The 16,403-nt window shown below is 30.6% G+C and carries 20 protein-coding genes; 9 read left to right on the top strand and 11 right to left on the bottom strand.

Annotated elements, in window-relative coordinates:
• Window positions 1-6 precede the first annotated feature (6 nt).
• The 3 genes from OIU80_RS11855 to OIU80_RS11865 all read right to left on the bottom strand — a co-directional run bounded on the left by OIU80_RS11855 (window position 7) and on the right by OIU80_RS11865 (window position 1,632).
• Window positions 7-489, bottom strand: coding sequence for a hypothetical protein (locus OIU80_RS11855; protein WP_264287215.1), 483 nt, complete (start codon window positions 487-489; stop codon window positions 7-9).
• A 160-nt stretch (window positions 490-649) separates the two neighbouring features.
• On the bottom strand, window positions 650-1,174 hold the full coding sequence (locus OIU80_RS11860; RefSeq protein WP_264287216.1) for a DUF4251 domain-containing protein: 525 nt from the start codon (window positions 1,172-1,174) through the stop codon (window positions 650-652).
• 35 nt (window positions 1,175-1,209) lie between these two features.
• Entirely contained in the window at window positions 1,210-1,632 is a 423-nt protein-coding gene (locus OIU80_RS11865; RefSeq protein WP_264287217.1) for an META domain-containing protein, read from the bottom strand.
• A 233-nt stretch (window positions 1,633-1,865) separates the two neighbouring features.
• Here OIU80_RS11865 and OIU80_RS11870 point away from each other — a divergent pair, with 233 nt between their 5' ends.
• Together OIU80_RS11870 and OIU80_RS11875 are read left to right on the top strand one after the other, a co-directional pair.
• A complete protein-coding gene (locus OIU80_RS11870) occupies window positions 1,866-2,393 on the top strand; it encodes a superoxide dismutase family protein (protein WP_264287218.1) in 528 nt (175 codons plus the stop codon).
• A 103-nt stretch (window positions 2,394-2,496) separates the two neighbouring features.
• Window positions 2,497-3,702, top strand: coding sequence for an LETM1-related biofilm-associated protein (locus OIU80_RS11875; protein ID WP_264287219.1), 1,206 nt, complete (start codon window positions 2,497-2,499; stop codon window positions 3,700-3,702).
• Between the two features lie 36 nt (window positions 3,703-3,738).
• On the opposite strand, the gene can is transcribed toward OIU80_RS11875, so the two are convergent.
• From can to OIU80_RS11895, 4 genes are all read right to left on the bottom strand, one after another.
• The gene (can, locus tag OIU80_RS11880) at window positions 3,739-4,374 is read right to left on the bottom strand and encodes a carbonate dehydratase (protein ID WP_264287220.1); all 636 of its coding nucleotides are present in this window, start codon (window positions 4,372-4,374) and stop codon (window positions 3,739-3,741) included.
• A 120-nt stretch (window positions 4,375-4,494) separates the two neighbouring features.
• Complete coding sequence (locus OIU80_RS11885) at window positions 4,495-6,141, bottom strand: SulP family inorganic anion transporter (RefSeq protein ID WP_264287221.1); 1,647 nt, start codon at window positions 6,139-6,141, stop codon at window positions 4,495-4,497.
• Window positions 6,142-6,224: 83 nt separating this feature from the next.
• On the bottom strand, window positions 6,225-6,509 hold the full coding sequence (locus tag OIU80_RS11890) for a hypothetical protein (RefSeq protein WP_264287222.1): 285 nt from the start codon (window positions 6,507-6,509) through the stop codon (window positions 6,225-6,227).
• 129 nt (window positions 6,510-6,638) lie between these two features.
• Window positions 6,639-7,118, bottom strand: a complete 480-nt coding sequence (locus tag OIU80_RS11895) for a Dps family protein (RefSeq protein WP_264287223.1) — start codon at window positions 7,116-7,118, stop codon at window positions 6,639-6,641.
• A 110-nt stretch (window positions 7,119-7,228) separates the two neighbouring features.
• Here OIU80_RS11895 and OIU80_RS11900 point away from each other — a divergent pair, with 110 nt between their 5' ends.
• The gene (locus tag OIU80_RS11900) at window positions 7,229-8,170 is read left to right on the top strand and encodes a LysR substrate-binding domain-containing protein (protein WP_264287224.1); all 942 of its coding nucleotides are present in this window, start codon (window positions 7,229-7,231) and stop codon (window positions 8,168-8,170) included.
• 35 nt (window positions 8,171-8,205) lie between these two features.
• Here OIU80_RS11900 and OIU80_RS11905 read toward each other — a convergent pair whose 3' ends face one another.
• A complete protein-coding gene (locus OIU80_RS11905; protein WP_264287225.1) occupies window positions 8,206-8,403 on the bottom strand; it encodes a hypothetical protein in 198 nt (65 codons plus the stop codon).
• 166 nt (window positions 8,404-8,569) lie between these two features.
• Window positions 8,570-9,235, bottom strand: a complete 666-nt coding sequence (gene mnmD / locus OIU80_RS11910; RefSeq protein WP_264287226.1) for a tRNA (5-methylaminomethyl-2-thiouridine)(34)-methyltransferase MnmD — start codon at window positions 9,233-9,235, stop codon at window positions 8,570-8,572.
• A gap of 304 nt (window positions 9,236-9,539) precedes the next feature.
• Here mnmD and OIU80_RS11915 point away from each other — a divergent pair, with 304 nt between their 5' ends.
• Window positions 9,540-10,607, top strand: a complete 1,068-nt coding sequence (locus OIU80_RS11915; protein WP_264287227.1) for a branched-chain amino acid aminotransferase — start codon at window positions 9,540-9,542, stop codon at window positions 10,605-10,607.
• 107 nt (window positions 10,608-10,714) lie between these two features.
• Here OIU80_RS11915 and OIU80_RS11920 read toward each other — a convergent pair whose 3' ends face one another.
• Window positions 10,715-11,098 (bottom strand): pyrophosphohydrolase domain-containing protein, encoded by a 384-nt coding sequence (locus OIU80_RS11920; RefSeq protein WP_195735699.1) that lies wholly within the window; start codon window positions 11,096-11,098, stop codon window positions 10,715-10,717.
• An 82-nt stretch (window positions 11,099-11,180) separates the two neighbouring features.
• Between OIU80_RS11920 and OIU80_RS11925 the strand changes: the two genes are divergently transcribed.
• Window positions 11,181-11,369 carry a hypothetical protein gene (locus OIU80_RS11925; RefSeq protein ID WP_035624553.1) on the top strand — a complete coding sequence of 63 codons (189 nt, stop codon included), beginning with the start codon at window positions 11,181-11,183 and terminating at the stop codon, window positions 11,367-11,369.
• Between the two features lie 63 nt (window positions 11,370-11,432).
• Here the strand turns inward: OIU80_RS11925 and OIU80_RS11930 are convergent, their stop codons facing one another.
• Window positions 11,433-13,469: a dipeptidyl peptidase 3 gene (locus OIU80_RS11930; RefSeq protein WP_264287228.1), complete on the bottom strand. Its 2,037-nt coding sequence runs from the start codon at window positions 13,467-13,469 to the stop codon at window positions 11,433-11,435.
• A gap of 274 nt (window positions 13,470-13,743) precedes the next feature.
• On the opposite strand from OIU80_RS11930, the gene OIU80_RS11935 reads away from it, so the two are divergent.
• The 4 genes from OIU80_RS11935 (at window position 13,744) to OIU80_RS11950 (ending at window position 16,399) form a co-directional block, all read left to right on the top strand.
• Window positions 13,744-14,859 carry an SRPBCC family protein gene (locus tag OIU80_RS11935; protein ID WP_264287229.1) on the top strand — a complete coding sequence of 372 codons (1,116 nt, stop codon included), beginning with the start codon at window positions 13,744-13,746 and terminating at the stop codon, window positions 14,857-14,859.
• Window positions 14,860-14,923: 64 nt separating this feature from the next.
• Window positions 14,924-15,466 carry an RNA polymerase sigma factor gene (locus OIU80_RS11940; RefSeq protein WP_264287230.1) on the top strand — a complete coding sequence of 181 codons (543 nt, stop codon included), beginning with the start codon at window positions 14,924-14,926 and terminating at the stop codon, window positions 15,464-15,466.
• A 33-nt stretch (window positions 15,467-15,499) separates the two neighbouring features.
• Complete coding sequence (locus OIU80_RS11945) at window positions 15,500-15,913, top strand: hypothetical protein (protein ID WP_264287231.1); 414 nt, start codon at window positions 15,500-15,502, stop codon at window positions 15,911-15,913.
• 27 nt (window positions 15,914-15,940) lie between these two features.
• The gene (locus OIU80_RS11950) at window positions 15,941-16,399 is read left to right on the top strand and encodes a sensor of ECF-type sigma factor (protein WP_264287232.1); all 459 of its coding nucleotides are present in this window, start codon (window positions 15,941-15,943) and stop codon (window positions 16,397-16,399) included.
• Window positions 16,400-16,403: the final 4 nt, after the last annotated feature.

Here is a 16,403-nt window from a genome sequence, read left to right on the forward strand (position 1 = left end):
CCCTTTTTAGTTCACTTTAGATTTTTCAATTTCTCCAATAAAAGGGATAGAATCTTGTATTTCACTACTAATTGCTGTTTGTAAATAAAACTCTAACTGAACAAATTTGGCAGCATTAATTGCTCCAATTACCTTTTTTGCTTTATTATACGTTTTACTATATAATTTTTCATAGCTAAGATTATTTTTCAATAAACCTTTAGCCAATTCGTCTGCCTTAGCATCTGTAAGAGTTGCATAATTTATAGCATAATCATCAATCAATTTCAATTTTGTCAGACCCAATGATTTGCGTTCTGCCTCATAGCTTTCATATACTTTCAAAAAAGCTGAAGTTTGCTCATCGGACAGATTCATATATTGCTTTACAAGTTCTGATTTTGATCTTCCATAAATACTCTGAATAACATCTAAATTTTCTTTCTCTAAAGATTGAGCAAAAGAATTCACTGAAACAACCAATAATAATGCAATAAGAAACTTTTTCATAATTTTAGATTAAAAATTTATAGTAATAATTATATTTAATTAGTTTAGAAAATTAGACATTGATAATCTTAGATTTTCTTTTCATAGCTTAGTCCATCATTAAGGAATGCATCTATAAATTCCTTAATGTATTTATAGTATCAATAACAGTTGCACAAAGTTATTGTTTTTTATCCGCATCTACTTTTGGAGCACTTATCTCTCCATAATACGTAATTGATGATCGATTATTACTATTTACTGAAAGTGTCGTACTTCCATTAAAAAAAACAGAAAACATCAAATTATAAACATCATCTTTCCCTTTTACTATAGCTTTAATATTATAACTCTTATTCTTTTTTTCAACTTTTATATCTTCTGGTTTTCCATCAAATTTTATCCCTCCATCACTACCATAACCAATATTGTAGCCGCGTCCAAAAAATGGCAAATCACAAGTTACTTTTTCTTCATTAAATTTTAAAAAATAAGTATTATAATCTAAAAAGATAACTCTTCCACCACGTGGCGAAATTTTCTGAGCTTCAAACACAAAGTTTTTAGAATCGATTAGTGTTTCGATTTTTTTTTGCAACAGTAATTCCTTTTCTGCTTTAAGCTCTTTAGAAGACTTTTTTTGTGCAAAAACGGAAATGCTCAAAAAAAATGACAACACTAATAAAATAGATAATTTAGTTTTCATAAAATGAATTTTAGCAGGATTAAAAATAAACACCCCTATTTTTTAGTAAATCGCATCATGGCAATATCACCTGAAATAAAATTTAATGTTTTCCCGTTATCTGTAACATCATAAGAAGTTATCTTTAGTAATCCGTCCATAAAAACTTGCTCTCCTTGATTATCCATACACATCATTCTAGTGCTTGCTAATCCATCTTTAAAACTAATTTCATGGCCATCAACATTTAATTTACCTGTAAAAGAGTTACAGCTATTGTTTCCAGAAACTCTATTTTCTTTAGTATCGAAAGTTATCGTTGGTTTTTTATTAGGGTACAAACCTTCAAAAGCAATTCTTGGCCCAGATATATAATTTAACTCCCAAGTACCATTAAGCTGTTCTGCAGAATTTGTAGTTGTAGTTTTATTTTGTACAGAATTACATGAAAATAAAATAATTCCTAATACAGCGAACATTGACATTTTTTTTATCATAATTTAAAGATTTAAATTTTACAAATAACTATTGAAGACTATGTTTAGCATTATTTACAAATAAATTCACACACGAATTTAAGCAATATTTCATCTACACTTATAATTTTAAACTTATATTTAACTTTACACAGTAACGTTTTTTACCATTCTAATGATTTTGTTTCGATAATTTTAAGCTAACTTTACTTTTGATTAAAAAAAACATACCCATTATGAAAAAAATAATTCTATCTCTTGTAGTAATTGCTACGGTTATTACTGGATGTAAAACAAAAAATAATTCAGAAGACTCTAAAAAATTAACCATCGCTCTTGAGCCTAAAAGCAATAGTTCAGTAACAGGTACAGCAACTTTTGTAGAGAAACAAGGTGAAGTAACTTTTGTAGCAAAAATTAGCGGTTTAAAACCCGGAGTTCATGCCATACACATTCATGAAAAATCAGATTGTTCTGCAGCTGACGGAAGCTCTGCAGGAGGACACTGGAATCCAACATTTAAAAAACATGGAAAATGGGATGTGGGAGAATATCATAAAGGTGACATTGGAAACTTTACAGCAGATGAAAAAGGAAATGGTACAATTACACTAACAACAAATGAATGGTGCATAGGTTGTGGTGATGTAACAAAAGATATTTTAGGAAAAGGATTAATTGTACATCAAGACGCAGATGATTTTACGACTCAACCTACAGGAAATGCAGGCGGAAGAGTAGCTTGTTCGGCAATCATAAAATAATATTTTAAAAAACCATTTTATTCACAAAGTAAAATGGTTTTTTTATTTTAATCAATCCCCAAATCATAAAAAAAGGATAGCTTTGTAGCTTCAAATTAAAGCAATGATTAACCCTTCGGCAACAGGTTGGATAGATAAATTTTTTAGTAAACAAAAGTTCCAAGAACAGGACGTTACTGAAACTAATAATTCTTTTTATCGAAAAGTTAGAGCGACAGGTTTTATCTACGGCCATATAATTGCAATAGAAACTCCAACACCAATTAAAACAAAAGGTTGGTTTAAAACTGAAATTTCTAAAGTAGCTTTATTAAATACTTTATTCGGTGTTTATTCTCTAACTAAAAACGATACTAATTCAGAACATTTCATTACCGAAGCTTTAGCTTTCTATAATCAAATGAATCCTGAAGGTTTCAATCTCTTCAAAATATTACTTCCAAAAAGTAGCGATTCTCTAACTTTAGAAAACATTATTGATGAACGTGTTCAGACGAACGACAGCATCATAAGTAAAAACTTTTCTCATTTAGTTACAAATGCGCTACTATTTATAGATGTTTTGGCTTTCCGCCAATATTTAATTCATGGATCAATTCCAGAGAAATATCTTAAAAAAATAGAAGAAACTGTTATGGGTATTGTCGCATTGGCTTTAAAAACAAAAACCAATAAATCGCAATATGATGATTTATTGATTAAACTTTTTGAGGCTTCGATACGTTATAGCAAATTTTCTAAAGTTACGGTTGCTACTTTAGAAACATTACAATTGCATCATTTCACAAATGAACTAGAAAGATATTATCTAATTGATATGGCTGGCATGGCTTTATGGAGCGATGGAGTTGTAGAAAACGAAGAAGCTTATTTTTTACATACACTAGCTGGTATCTTAAACGTATCAGATGATTTTGTAACAGAAAGTATCAAAAGCACCAACGCTTTTATAACAGAACACAAAAAAGAGATTCCGTATTTTAACTACTCGAATCCTGTAAAACATTTTTACGATCAAATGACAATGGGGGTTATTACGCTTATAAAGCGCAATAAAAACCGACTAATAAAGGAAATCATACAAAGCAAAGAGTTAATGCTTCTCCTTGCCTATTCAACCCGTAGAGATCTGGATCCTAGCGAAAAGAAGAAAGTAAAAAAACAATTATTAGATATTTGCAAAACAATTCCATCATTAACAATATTCTTACTTCCAGGTGGAAGCTTGCTATTGCCAATACTAATTAAGTTCATCCCCACCTTATTGCCATCGGCATTTAATGAGAACTTAGATGATGAAAACGAATAAAAACAAAAAAATCGCCTTAAAGGCGATTTTTTTTATTTACAATTTCAATTGATAAACTTCATCAAGCTCATCATTCGAACTAATATTTACATTTAGATCAGTTACAAATCCTGAATTTAAACCATAAACCCAACCGTGTAACATCAAATCCTGACCGTTTTTCCATGCACCTTGCACAATTGAAGTTTTTGCTAAATTATAAACTTGTTCTTTAGCATTTACTTCTACAAAAGCATTAAAACGTTCTGTTTCATCTTCAATAGAATTTAAATATTTATCATGTAAACGGTATTCATCTTTAATATGACGAATCCAGTTATCAATGATTCCTACTGATTGATTCCCCATAGCAGCTTTTACACCACCACAACCGTAATGTCCACAAACAATAACGTGTTTAACTTTTAAAACATTCACAGCGTAATCCAAAACACTTAACATATTCATATCAGAGTGAACAACCATATTGGCAATATTTCTATGTACAAAAACTTCACCTGGTTTCGCTCCTATAATTTCGTTTGCTGGAACACGACTATCTGAACAACCAATCCATAATAAAGGTGGCGTTTGTCCTTTGGCTAAATCTGCAAAATAATTAGGATCGATAGCTAATGATTTTTCAACCCACTTTTTATTATTATCTAATATTTGTTTATAAAACTCTTTCATTTTTTATTTTTTTTATAACTGTCAATTCTAGTGTTTAGAGGATTCTAAAAAGTCACTTGTAAAGTTACCAATTTTTAATCCTCGGTAAACACATCACTACAGCTTTATTTAACTATATTTTTAAAATTTTTCTTTTTCTGTTTTTTTAACCATTGCTCTTTTTGCGACATCATAATAATGTTCTATAGATACATGGTTCTGTAAATCGGGAGTATTTTCTAACTCGTAAGCTTTTTTAAATCCTTTAAGCTTCACCTTAATATTCTGATCAACAGCTCTAGTTTCTTTAAACTCTTTTATTAAATCAAGAATATCATGTGCAATATACACAGTATCATGTGCATTGATAATTACTTTTGAATTTTCTGGAATCGAATTTAATGTAAGCTTAATTGCTGCTTTATTCAAGAAAGAAACTTCTTGAGCAAGATCGATATGAATTACATCTCCATCTTCATACTCTTCTTTTTTGAAGCTATATGCTCTTTTTAAGTTACCTCTTAAAACAAAAATAACGCTAATTACAATTCCTAAAGCAACTCCTTTAAGTAAATCTGTTGCTACAACAAATACTAAAGTTGCAACAAAAGGGATGAATTGGTATTTTCCTTTTTCCCAAAAATGAACAAAGGTTGCTGGTTTAGCCAATTTATAACCTACCAATATTAATATAGTAGCCAAAGTAGCTAATGGAATTTTATTTAAAATTACTGGAATAGCCAATACACTTATCAATAATAAAACACCATGGATAATTGCAGACATTTTTGATTTTGCTCCAGCATTATTATTTGCTGAAGATCTTACAACAACTGAAGTCATTGGTAAACCTCCTAAAAGTGAGCTTACAATATTTCCAATTCCTTGTGCTTTAAGCTCAACATTGGTATTTGTATATCGCTTTTGAACGTCCATTCTATCTGCAGCTTCAATACATAATAATGTTTCGATAGAAGCTACAATTGCAATTGTCAAACCTACAACCCAAACCTGTGGATTAGTTATCCCTGCAAAATTAGGAGTTACGATGATTGCTTTAAATTCATCAAATGATGTTGGAATTGGTAATGATACTAAATGCTCTTTACCAATAGCCAATGAGCTTCCTGATGAAATAAAAATTTCATTTATAATTATCCCAGCAACAACAGCAACAAGTGCACCTGGAATTAATTTAAGTTTTTGTAAAAAAGGAACTTTATCCCATGAAATTAATATCGCAAAAGAGATTAATGTAATGATTACTGCTCCCATATGAATATGGTTGAAGATCTCAAACAAGGATGAAATTGAATTACTTCCATCACTTTCAACAAATGCTTGATCTCCTTCAAAATCAGCGTCGTATCCAAATGCATGTGGCAATTGTTTCAGAATAATAATAACTCCGATACCGGCCAACATTCCTTCAATTACATTGGTAGGAAAATAATTAGATATACTACCCGCTTTTAAGAAACCTAATCCTAACTGGATAAGTCCAGCAATAAAAACAGCAGTTAAAAATATATCAAAAGCTCCTAAATCAGTAATTGCTGTAAGGATGATTGCTGTTAAACCAGCTGCAGGACCAGATACACTAATATGTGATTGACTCAAATAACCTACAACTATTCCTCCAATGATTCCTGAAATAATTCCAGAAAATAACGGAGCTCCGGAGGCCATTGCGATACCTAAACACAACGGAAGAGCCACTAAAAACACTACTAAACCTGAAGCAAAATCAGATTTAAGGTTGGCAAAAAGATTTACTTTTCTTTTCATAATACAATAGTAAAAAATGTTCGTAAAATATCTACTGTACTACTTAAATACAATAAACGTTTAAAAATATATAACTGGATGTACTATGCGAAATTAGGCGGCGGTGCAAAAATGCTCGCAGAAATCTTATCATGTTTCGATAATTTTTCTGACAATATAAGATTTGATTTGTCAAACATAGGTAAAACAAACTCACCATGAAATACAGGATGATACACATAAACTTTGACTTCTTTATGTGAATGTTCTTCTTCTGAAAAACTATAAAATGCAGACACATCGCATGTTTTCTCAATCATCGTCACAATCGGTGGCGTCGATAAGAAAGCAATAAATATGAATAATAATATGGCTGCAATTTTTTTCATTAGTGCAAAAATAGAGCTAAACTGATAAAATCAAAACACTAAGTTGAAAATTTTAAACAAATTTAACATTAACAAAAAAAAACCAGAACAGCTATTTAGTGCTATTCTGGTCTTTTTGTTATCCTAATTTTACAAATCTTCTTCTAACCATGCTCTCATCATCCAAATTGTTTTTTCCTGTTCGGAAATAAAATCGCTCATCATCGAATTTGTCCCTTCGTCATTGATTTCATCCGATTGTTTTAAAATTTCTCTTTCAATCTTCAGTAAATCAGTTAATGAGCTTACAATTAGATGAACTGCTTTTTCATCATTCGAAATATTTTTTCCAACTACTATTTTATTATTTTTAATATAATCTTCGAAAGTATGTAATGGTGTACCTCCTATTGTAAGAACTCTTTCGGCGATTAAATCTATTTTTACTTGAGCATCTGTATATAATTCTTCAAACTTCACATGTAAATCAAAAAAACGTTTTCCGCGAATATTCCAGTGAATTCCTCGCAAGTTTTGATAATAAACTTGAAAATTTGATAGTAAGACATTTAATTCTTTAACAATTAATTCTGACTCTTTTACTGGCAATCCTAAAATATTAGTTTTCATATGTATTAATTTTATATTTCTAATAATTGTAAATTTAAAATAACTTTTTCGAAAATGCTATAAAAAAAAATTATATTTTCTTATTTTTGCATCAGAAAATACTATTAGAAATGACTATAACTCAACTACAATATGTTTTAGCTGTTGCTGAACACAAAAATTTTACTCTAGCTGCCGAAAAATGCTTCGTTACTCAGCCTACACTTAGTATGCAAATACAAAAAATAGAAGAAGAACTTAGTATATTAATATTTGACAGAAGTAAAAAGCCAATCCAACTTACCGAAATTGGACAAAAGATCGTAAATCAGGCAAAAAACATTGTTAATGAAGCCGACAGAATAAAAGACATAGTAGAACAACAAAAAGGTTTTATTGGAGGAGAATTTAAGTTAGGAATCATTCCAACTGTTATGCCTACCCTTTTACCAATGTTCTTAAATAATTTTATCAAGAAATATCCAAAAGTTAAACTATTAATTGAGGAGCTTAACACGGATGAAATTATAACCAAATTAAAAAACGGGCATCTTGATGCTGCGATTGCAGTAACCCCATTAGAAGATGAAAAAATAAAAGAAATCGTTCTTTATTTTGAACCTTTTGTTGCTTATATACCTGAACAGCATTCTATTTTTCAAAAGGAAGAAATTGAAGTGTCGGATTTAAATATCAATGAAATTTTACTGCTACAAGACGGACATTGTTTTAGAGATGGTATTTTAAATCTTTGCAAAAATGGTACAGATGTAGAGCCCAATGCTTTCCAGATACAAAGCGGAAGTTTTGAAACACTTATAAAATTAGCCGACGAAGGCTTAGGCACAACATTATTGCCTTATTTGCATACATTAGATTTAAAAGAAACAGATAAATCAAAGCTTCGCCACTTTAAGGAACCTAAACCTGCCAGAGAGGTAAGTTTAATATACCCGAAAAGCGAATTAAAAATTCAAATCATCGATGCCTTACGAAGTACGATTGCCGGTGTTGTAAAAGGAGCTATTGTTTTTCAAAATGTTCAGATAATAAGTCCAATACAAAAGAAATAAAAAAAGGAACCTAATTAGGTTCCTTTTTTATATATCTATATTTTAACAATTAGTAGACATTCTTTTAATTCGGGCTTTCCGATTGTAAACTTTAATAACCACTCTTCCAATTGTTCCATTTCGTATGGTAATAGTGTTTTGATAGCTTTCTCTAATTCTTTTAAGAAAAGTACCGGGTTGAAACTTACTCTTTCGAGTATTGATTTCGTGTAATCAAACATTACTTTAGACATAATAAATTAAGATTATGGGGTTATCTCTTTATTTTTAACTCGCCGTAAAAATAAGCAATTTACAATCAAGTGTTCCTGTTTTAACTTATTTTTTTGTTTTATTATTTACGAATACGTTTCCTTAAATGCACATATAGCAATTTAAAATAAATCTAAATAGCGTGATTTACACTACTTTACGAGCTCTAAACATCTCTCTTTTTCCTGGAGGCCCTGCAAGTTTCTCAACCTTAAATCCAACCTCAATCATGCTTCTTTTAACAACTCCCCGAGCAGCATAAGTTACAAGAACACCATTTGGCTTTAAAGCAGCATACATTCTTCTGAATATATCGGTACTCCAAAGCTCAGGTTGCACCTGATATCCAAAAGCATCAAAATAAATCAAATCAAAAGTTTCAACATCATCAATTTCCTGAAAAAATTGTTTTCTTTTAGTCAAGGTAAATAAATCAGTAATACTAATTGCTTCATCCCAATTACTTTCATGCATTATATTAAATACGTTCTCATGTTCGTCTGCTCCCAATTCGGCAACATAATTCATCATAAGAACCTCGTTGGCAGCGACAGGATACGCCTCTACTCCAACATAATTTATGTGCTGTTGTTTCTTATTGGCTTCTAAAAAAGTAATAAAAGCATTCAATCCAGTTCCAAAGCCAATTTCTAATACAGAAATAGGACTTTCAGTAAATAATGAAAATCCGTTTTTTATGAAGACATGCTTTGCCTCCTGAATTGCTCCATGTTTAGAATGATAACATTCGCCCCATTCTTCCAAATGAATTGTAGTTGAGCCATCTAGAGTTTGAATTATTTCTCTTTTCACAATTTATAAATCCGTTTAATGATATTTTTGTCTTATTTAGAAGTCAAATTTAATCAAAACAAATGCGTAAAGCCTTAAAAAACTGTAGTTTTTTCATAAATTTCATATAAAATCAAGCTGTTTTTTTAACTTTTTTAGAAAATAAATAAATCACAGTCAAACGCCATAATTAATATCATTTTAGCAGTCAATTTATATATATATTACTTAATTTTGCAATTAATAAAATTTATTTCACATCTTTTCAATGTTTTAGATTACAATCTTGAACAATGAATATAGTTCACAAAAACCATACTTTATCATGAGTACAACTCAATCAAACAAAATTGAAATCGTTAAAGCAACTTCATCAAAAATAAATGATGTAGACTTTGATAACTTAAGCTTTGGTGCTGTATTTACAGACCATTTATTCGAATGTGATTTTAAAAATGGAGAATGGCAAACACCTGTCATTAAGCCTTACGCTCCAATTTTAATGGATCCGTCTTCAAAAGTCTTTCATTATGGACAAGCAATTTTTGAAGGAATGAAAGCTTATAAAGATGATAAAGATGCCATTTGGCTTTTTAGACCTGAAGAAAACCACAAACGTTTTAACGCTTCTGCAGTAAGAATGGCGATGCCAGAAATTCCTGAAGCTATTTTTCTAGATGGATTAAACGAATTATTAAAATTAGACGCAGAATGGGTTAAAAGAGGAAACGGAAGCAGTATGTATATCCGTCCGTTTATGATTGCAACTGGCGCCGGTGTTGTTGCAAACCCTTCTGATGAATATAAATTTATGATTTTGCTTTCACCTGCAAAATCATACTATGCAGGAGAAGTAAAAGTTATTATTGCTGAGCACTATAGTAGAGCTGCAAATGGTGGTATCGGAGCTGCAAAAGCTGCTGGTAACTATGGCGCACAATTTTACCCAACAAATTTGGCAAATAAAGACGGATTCCAACAAGTAATCTGGACTGATGATGCAACACATACCAAACTTGAAGAAGCTGGTACAATGAATGTATTTTTCAGAATTAACGACACATTATTAACTGCACCAACAAGCGAAAGAATTCTAGACGGAATTACTCGTAAAAGTTTATTAGCGATTGCAGAAAAAGAAGGTTTAAAAACTGAAGTTCGTTCAGTATTAGCTTCTGAATTAGTTGAAGCTGCTAAAGATGGATCATTAAAAGAAATTTTTGGTGCTGGTACTGCTGCAGTAGTAAGTGTTATTAAAGGATTCTCATACAAAGATGAATATTACGAATTACCTAAAGCAGCTAATTCTTACGCTTCTCTTTTAAAAGAAAAATTAACAGGCATACAAAACAAACTAGAGGAAGATACTTTTGGTTGGACTGTAAAAGTTTAGTTTTTAGTCTCAATATTCAATATAAAAAAAGTGGTTTTCAATGAAAACCACTTTTTTTATATCTTATTTTTTAGTTAAGCCCTATAAACTGAGACTGAAACTGAAAACTATTTTAATATTTTAGAAAAATCAGGTTTAAAATAATTTGGCCCTTTCATCACTTTTCCATCTTCACGATATATCGGCTGCCCATCTTCACCTAGCTTACTCATATTACTTTGTTGGATTTCATCAAAAACAGCTTCAATTTTTCCTTGTAAACCATGTTCGATAATTGTTCCGCATAAAATATACATCATATCACCAAGCGCATCAGCAATCTCTACTAAATCATTATTTTTAACAGCCTCAAGATATTCTTCATTTTCTTCTTTCATCAAATTGTAACGAAGTATATTTTTTATCTCTCCCAAATCTGCAATTGGTGATTCGCTGTGTCCAATTTTAAAAGCAGTATGAAATTCCTTCACTGCATCAATCTGTTTTTGCATAATTATATTTGATTAAATGATATACTAAATTAACAACTATTCTTAAACTATTGCCTAAATTTGCCACAAAAAATTTAAACTTATGTTTAGTCAAGGACAATTAATATTTGCATTGTGTTTTTTTATCGCTTTTGTTATCGCAATGATATTTGCCTATAGAAAAGATGTAGGCCTTCACAAAATATTCTACAAAGGAAATTATAAGGTTTTGCTCGTTTTCATAGCATTTATCATTATTTTATTTCTGATAAAAATATTCTTCAAACGATAATCTATTTCATAAAAAATGCCCGCTAAACTAGCGGGCATTTTCATTATTAGTAGCTATTACTTATTAGTTTTCTAAAGGCAAGAAACCAAAGTTTTTAGAATAGTTCAACATTTGTTCAGCAAATGTTTTTGGTTGTTTTACTTCTATAGAAATAATCTTTCCTTTTGCATCTAACTTAGGCTCCAAAACAGGGTTTACAAATCCGCTATATGGCGCTGATGGAAATTGTTTGTTACGCTCTAAAACCTCAGCATGTAATTTCTGATCTACTTTTACACCATAATTTTCTACCAAAGCTTTTCCAGCATTATAATCTCCTTCAGATTTGATACGTTGTACTTCACGTAATAACTGTCCGAATAAGTCATGTAATTTATCATAATCAGTAACATTAAAATATGTTTTACCGTTACGGGTAATTTTTTCAATTACATTATCTTTTTTTCCTTTTTCATAAACCCAAGCACTCACCCACTGACGATTTCTCATGTGAGCTTCTTCGATGTTTGCCCCTAAGTCCAAACGAACCAACTGAGTCATTAATCCATTACGAATATAACTGTCATACGACTCCATTCCAACTTTTTTCCAATCATCAACTAATCCAAGTTCTTGTAATTTTGGATTGTATAAATAAAATAAACCTACTAAGTCTGCTCTACCCTCTTCTAAAGTCGAAGCATAACTTTTTAAAGTTTCTTTTGGAGTTCCAACACCTTCATTTATTTGTCCCGAAGCATGACCTACAACTTCATGTAAAGCTGTATGTAGTTTATCTCCAAGTTCTCCATATTTTTTTGCTAATACAATTTCTTCCTGATCATTAGCAAATTCTTGTAATTTACCGCTTCCTCCTGATTGTGAATAAGCATCAATAATATTACCTAATGATACCGATTTAGAACCATGCTCTGCACGAATCCAATCAGCATTAGGAAGATTCACACCAATTGGCGTACTTGGCGAAGCATCACCTGATTCTCCTGCTACGATAACCGTTTTATATGAAACCCCTACAACATTTTTCTTTTTGTGTTCTGCCATTAATGGTGAATTATCTTCAAACCACTGCGCATTTTTTGATATCACTTCCATTTTGGCCGACATATCAAAATCTTTAATTTGTACAACACCCTCATAAGAACCTCTATATCCTAATGGGTCATTATATACTTCGATAAAACCACTTATGTAATCAATATTTCCTTCGGTAGCATGTAGCCAAGCAATATTATAATCATCCCAAGTTTTTAAACTTCCTGTTCTATAATACTCAATTAACAATCCTATTGCATCTCCTTGTTTTTTATTTTCGGCTACTGTCTTAGCTTTTTCTAACCAAAAGATGATTTTATCAATTGCCGCTCCGTACATTCCGCCACTTTTCCAAACTCTCTCTTCTAATTGTCCTTTTGCATTTTTAACCAATTTAGAATTTAATCCATAAGAAATAGGTTTCTTCGGATCTGGGCTCGTTTGTTTTTTATAAAAGTCCTCAGCTTCTTCTAATGTAATTCCTTTTTCATAAAAATTAATTGCAGAACCTGCCAATAATCCTTTTGATTCGTCAAGATTTACTTTTTTAGTATCTTCATTATTAAACAAAATTGCTGTAACATCTGCAGCCAATTTAGTTTTTGTAGCTTTTAATAAACCTTCAAAATATTCTTTTGAGAAATCAGGTTTAATTTTCTCATTAGAATAATGATGATGAATACCATTAGAAAACCAAACTCGTTTAAGATAAATTTCAAAATTCTTCCAATCAGAACTCTTTTTATCGCCTTTATAACTTACATAAATCTGCTCAAGTGCTTTTCTGATTTTTAAATTATTTTTATAGTTCTGATCCCACATTATATCACGACCAGCAGTTCCTGCCTGTGTAAGATAGTATACTAATTCCTGTTCTTTGAGCGTTAAATTTTCCCAACCTGGTATTTGATAACGCAATACTTTAATGTCGGCAAATTGCTCTACTGTAAAATCAAAAGGCTTATCATTGTTTGTTTTCAGCGTAGATGTATTGGCAACTTGGGCGTTACAAATAACTGAAACACCAGCAATCATAAAAATTCCTGCAGCTTTAAGTAATTTCATTATTAATGATATTTAGTTTATAAAATTATTATTATCCATCAAAGATACATTTTCTTTAAAAAAAATATAAAAAACAACGTTAATATTACCTTTGGGCTATTTTTAAAGATTAATTTTTTTTATATTGCTTAATCATTTTTCCTCCAAATTTTTTATATAAAACTATTCGAAAAGTCAAAAAATCAACAAAAAAGGCCTAGTTTTGACCTTTTAATACACCCCATCTGATATTAATAAAATTTATAACTTTGCATCTCAAAACAACCAAGATACTATGAGAATTTTAAAATATATATTCCTACTATTACTATTAAGTTTAGTCTCATTAACCGTATTTGTAGCTACTCAAAAAGGTGATTTCACAGTTGAGAGAAGTAAAGTCATAAAAACACAACGTGCTCCTTTATTTAATTTCGTAAACGACTACAGAAACTGGGCAGATTTTGGTTCTTGGGTTGTTGAAGATCCTACAACGCAATTCGTTTATCCTCAAAATACTTCTGGATTAAATGCATCATTTTCATGGAAAGGAAATGACGGTAGCGGAGATATGAAAACTATTGCCGTTACTGATGCGCAAAGTATTACACAAAAGATGAATTTTGACGGAAGTCTAGCCGATGTTTCATGGGTTTTTAAAGATACTCTTGGAGGTACAAAAGTTACATGGAAATCTAAAGGAACAATGAGTTTTCTTTTCAAAATATACTCAGCACTTAATGGTGGAGCCGATAAAGTTATTGGTACTATGTACGAAAAAAGTTTAGCCAACTTAGATAAAATATTAGTTTATGAGACCAATACATTTGACATCAAAGTAGATGGAGTCGTAAAAAAACCCGAAGCATTTTATATCAGTCAATCGTTTACTAGCGAAATTGCAAAAATCACCAAAAATGTTAGAGTTGTTGCTCCTAAATTAATTTCATTTTGTGAAGCCAATGGCATTGAAATCAACGGAAAACCATTTGTAATCTATCATACCTACGATACAACAAACGGATTGTCCAAGATATCCATTTGTGTTCCTATCAAAAAAGAAATATTTACAAGTGCCGGAAGTGACATTTCGACTGGTAAACTAGAAGCTTTTGAAGCTGTAAAAACAACTTTAAAAGGAGACTATTCACATACCAAACAAGCAATAGAAAAAGCTACAGCCTATATTAATAATCAAAAATTATCCCCTGATTTTAATTGGTCACATCTTGAAATTTATTCGGTAAGTAAATCTGAAATTGCTAATCCTTCTAAATGGATTACTGAGATTTATTATCCAGTAAAACCGAAGGTAGTTCCTGCAGAAACACCTGTAGTTCACACCCCAAGAACAGAAACTGCTCCAACGCACACTCCTCCTCCTGCTAAAGAAGAGGAATCAGAATTTTAAAAAATTCGAAATGGAGATTAAACCTTTTCAAATAATTCTATTCTAACTTATATATATTATAAAGTTGACAGACGAAAAGGTATTTATACAAGAGTTATTGAATCCGAAGACGCAAAATATAGCGTTTCAAAAACTCGTGTCTGATTACCAAAAACCATTATATAATCATATTCGAAATATTGTTTTGGATCATGATGATGCACACGATGTTTTGCAAAACACATTTGTGAAGGTATTTCGATATCTAAATAAATTTAAAGGAGACAGCAAACTATTTTCATGGATATATCGCATTGCAACCAATGAAGCTTTAACTTTTTTGAATCAAAAAGCTAAGTTAAGCGGCATAACCTCTGAGGCACTACAGAATAAAACAATTGATAATCTTCAAGCTGATACTTATTTTGACGGAAATGAAATTCAGTTAAAATTACAAAAAGCTATCGTTACGCTTCCAGAAAAACAACAATTGGTATTTAAAATGAAATATTTTGAGGAATTAAAATATGAAGAAATTGCCGAAATATTAGGCACCTCTGTTGGAGCTTTAAAAGCTTCTTATCATCATGCCGTAAAAAAAATAGAAGCTTATCTTACATCCAATTAAACCTTTTACAACTAATATAGTCTTATATATATTATGAAAGCATTTAAATTAGAAAACGAGCCTAAAATAGAAACTGGATTTAAAACTCCAGAAAATTACTTTGAAAATTTCTCTGTAAGTCTATTAGAGAAGTTGCCACAAAATGAACCTAAAACAATTTCTTTATTTGCAAGAAATAGAAAAACATTCATTGCTGCGGCAGCTGTACTTGTCATCGCATTAACGGTACCAATAGTTAATAAATATGTAACAAAATCTAAAGAACTTGACGAAGCAACCTTAGAGACATATTTATCTTATCAATCTAATTTAATTCAATATGACTTAATTCATGAACTAGATACAAACGACATTAAAAATTTAGATAAAAATATTGCTTTAGGAGATGATACCATAGAAGATCTCTTGTCATCGAATGCTAATATTGAACATCTAATTTTAGAATAAAAATACAATTATATTAAAATGATGCAGATGAAAATTAAAAACATACTTCCGATATTCCTATTCTTAATTACTTTTCCTTTTTATGGTCAAAATGAGAATATGGACGAAAAGAGAGAAAAAATAAAAGCGTATAAAGTTTCTTTCCTAACAACTGAATTAGACTTAACTTCAGCTGAATCGGAAAAATTCTGGCCAATATACAATGCTTATGATGACAAGCAATTTGAATTAAGGCTTCAAAAAATGAAAGCGTACACAAAAAAGTTAACTGATGAGGCTTTAAAAAATATGTCTGAGAAAGAAGCTGCTTCACTAGTTTACCAAATCGAAACTACTGATGAAGAGTTATTTCTTTTGCGAAAAAAATTCACGTCCAGCTTGAAGAAAATACTTCCTGCGAAAAAAATCATAATTCTGCGAAAATCAGAAGATGACTTTAATCGTAAACTATTACATCAATATCGAGATAAAGCAGGTAAAAACTAAATCC

The organism is Flavobacterium frigoritolerans (assembly GCF_025847275.1).
GTDB lineage: Bacteria > Bacteroidota > Bacteroidia > Flavobacteriales > Flavobacteriaceae > Flavobacterium > Flavobacterium frigoritolerans.

Excerpts from the sequence above, each read along its gene's own strand:
- OIU80_RS11855 (WP_264287215.1), bottom strand. The coding sequence starts at position 489 with ATGAAAAAGTTTCTTATTGCATTATTATTGGTTGTTTCAGTGAATTCT.
- OIU80_RS11885 (WP_264287221.1), bottom strand. The coding sequence starts at position 6,141 with ATGAAAAGAAAAGTAAATCTTTTTGCCAACCTTAAATCTGATTTTGCT.
- OIU80_RS11875 (WP_264287219.1), top strand. The coding sequence starts at position 2,497 with ATGATTAACCCTTCGGCAACAGGTTGGATAGATAAATTTTTTAGTAAA.
- OIU80_RS11905 (WP_264287225.1), bottom strand. The coding sequence starts at position 8,403 with ATGTCTAAAGTAATGTTTGATTACACGAAATCAATACTCGAAAGAGTA.
- OIU80_RS11920 (WP_195735699.1), bottom strand. The coding sequence starts at position 11,098 with ATGCAAAAACAGATTGATGCAGTGAAGGAATTTCATACTGCTTTTAAA.
- OIU80_RS11890 (WP_264287222.1), bottom strand. The coding sequence starts at position 6,509 with ATGAAAAAAATTGCAGCCATATTATTATTCATATTTATTGCTTTCTTA.
- OIU80_RS11945 (WP_264287231.1), top strand. The coding sequence starts at position 15,500 with ATGAAAGCATTTAAATTAGAAAACGAGCCTAAAATAGAAACTGGATTT.
- OIU80_RS11900 (WP_264287224.1), top strand. The coding sequence starts at position 7,229 with ATGACTATAACTCAACTACAATATGTTTTAGCTGTTGCTGAACACAAA.
- OIU80_RS11935 (WP_264287229.1), top strand. The coding sequence starts at position 13,744 with ATGAGAATTTTAAAATATATATTCCTACTATTACTATTAAGTTTAGTC.
- OIU80_RS11930 (WP_264287228.1), bottom strand. The coding sequence starts at position 13,469 with ATGAAATTACTTAAAGCTGCAGGAATTTTTATGATTGCTGGTGTTTCA.
- OIU80_RS11865 (WP_264287217.1), bottom strand. The coding sequence starts at position 1,632 with ATGTTCGCTGTATTAGGAATTATTTTATTTTCATGTAATTCTGTACAA.
- can (WP_264287220.1), bottom strand. The coding sequence starts at position 4,374 with ATGAAAGAGTTTTATAAACAAATATTAGATAATAATAAAAAGTGGGTT.
- OIU80_RS11860 (WP_264287216.1), bottom strand. The coding sequence starts at position 1,174 with ATGAAAACTAAATTATCTATTTTATTAGTGTTGTCATTTTTTTTGAGC.
- OIU80_RS11870 (WP_264287218.1), top strand. The coding sequence starts at position 1,866 with ATGAAAAAAATAATTCTATCTCTTGTAGTAATTGCTACGGTTATTACT.
- OIU80_RS11915 (WP_264287227.1), top strand. The coding sequence starts at position 9,540 with ATGAGTACAACTCAATCAAACAAAATTGAAATCGTTAAAGCAACTTCA.
- OIU80_RS11950 (WP_264287232.1), top strand. The coding sequence starts at position 15,941 with ATGAAAATTAAAAACATACTTCCGATATTCCTATTCTTAATTACTTTT.
- OIU80_RS11895 (WP_264287223.1), bottom strand. The coding sequence starts at position 7,118 with ATGAAAACTAATATTTTAGGATTGCCAGTAAAAGAGTCAGAATTAATT.
- OIU80_RS11925 (WP_035624553.1), top strand. The coding sequence starts at position 11,181 with ATGTTTAGTCAAGGACAATTAATATTTGCATTGTGTTTTTTTATCGCT.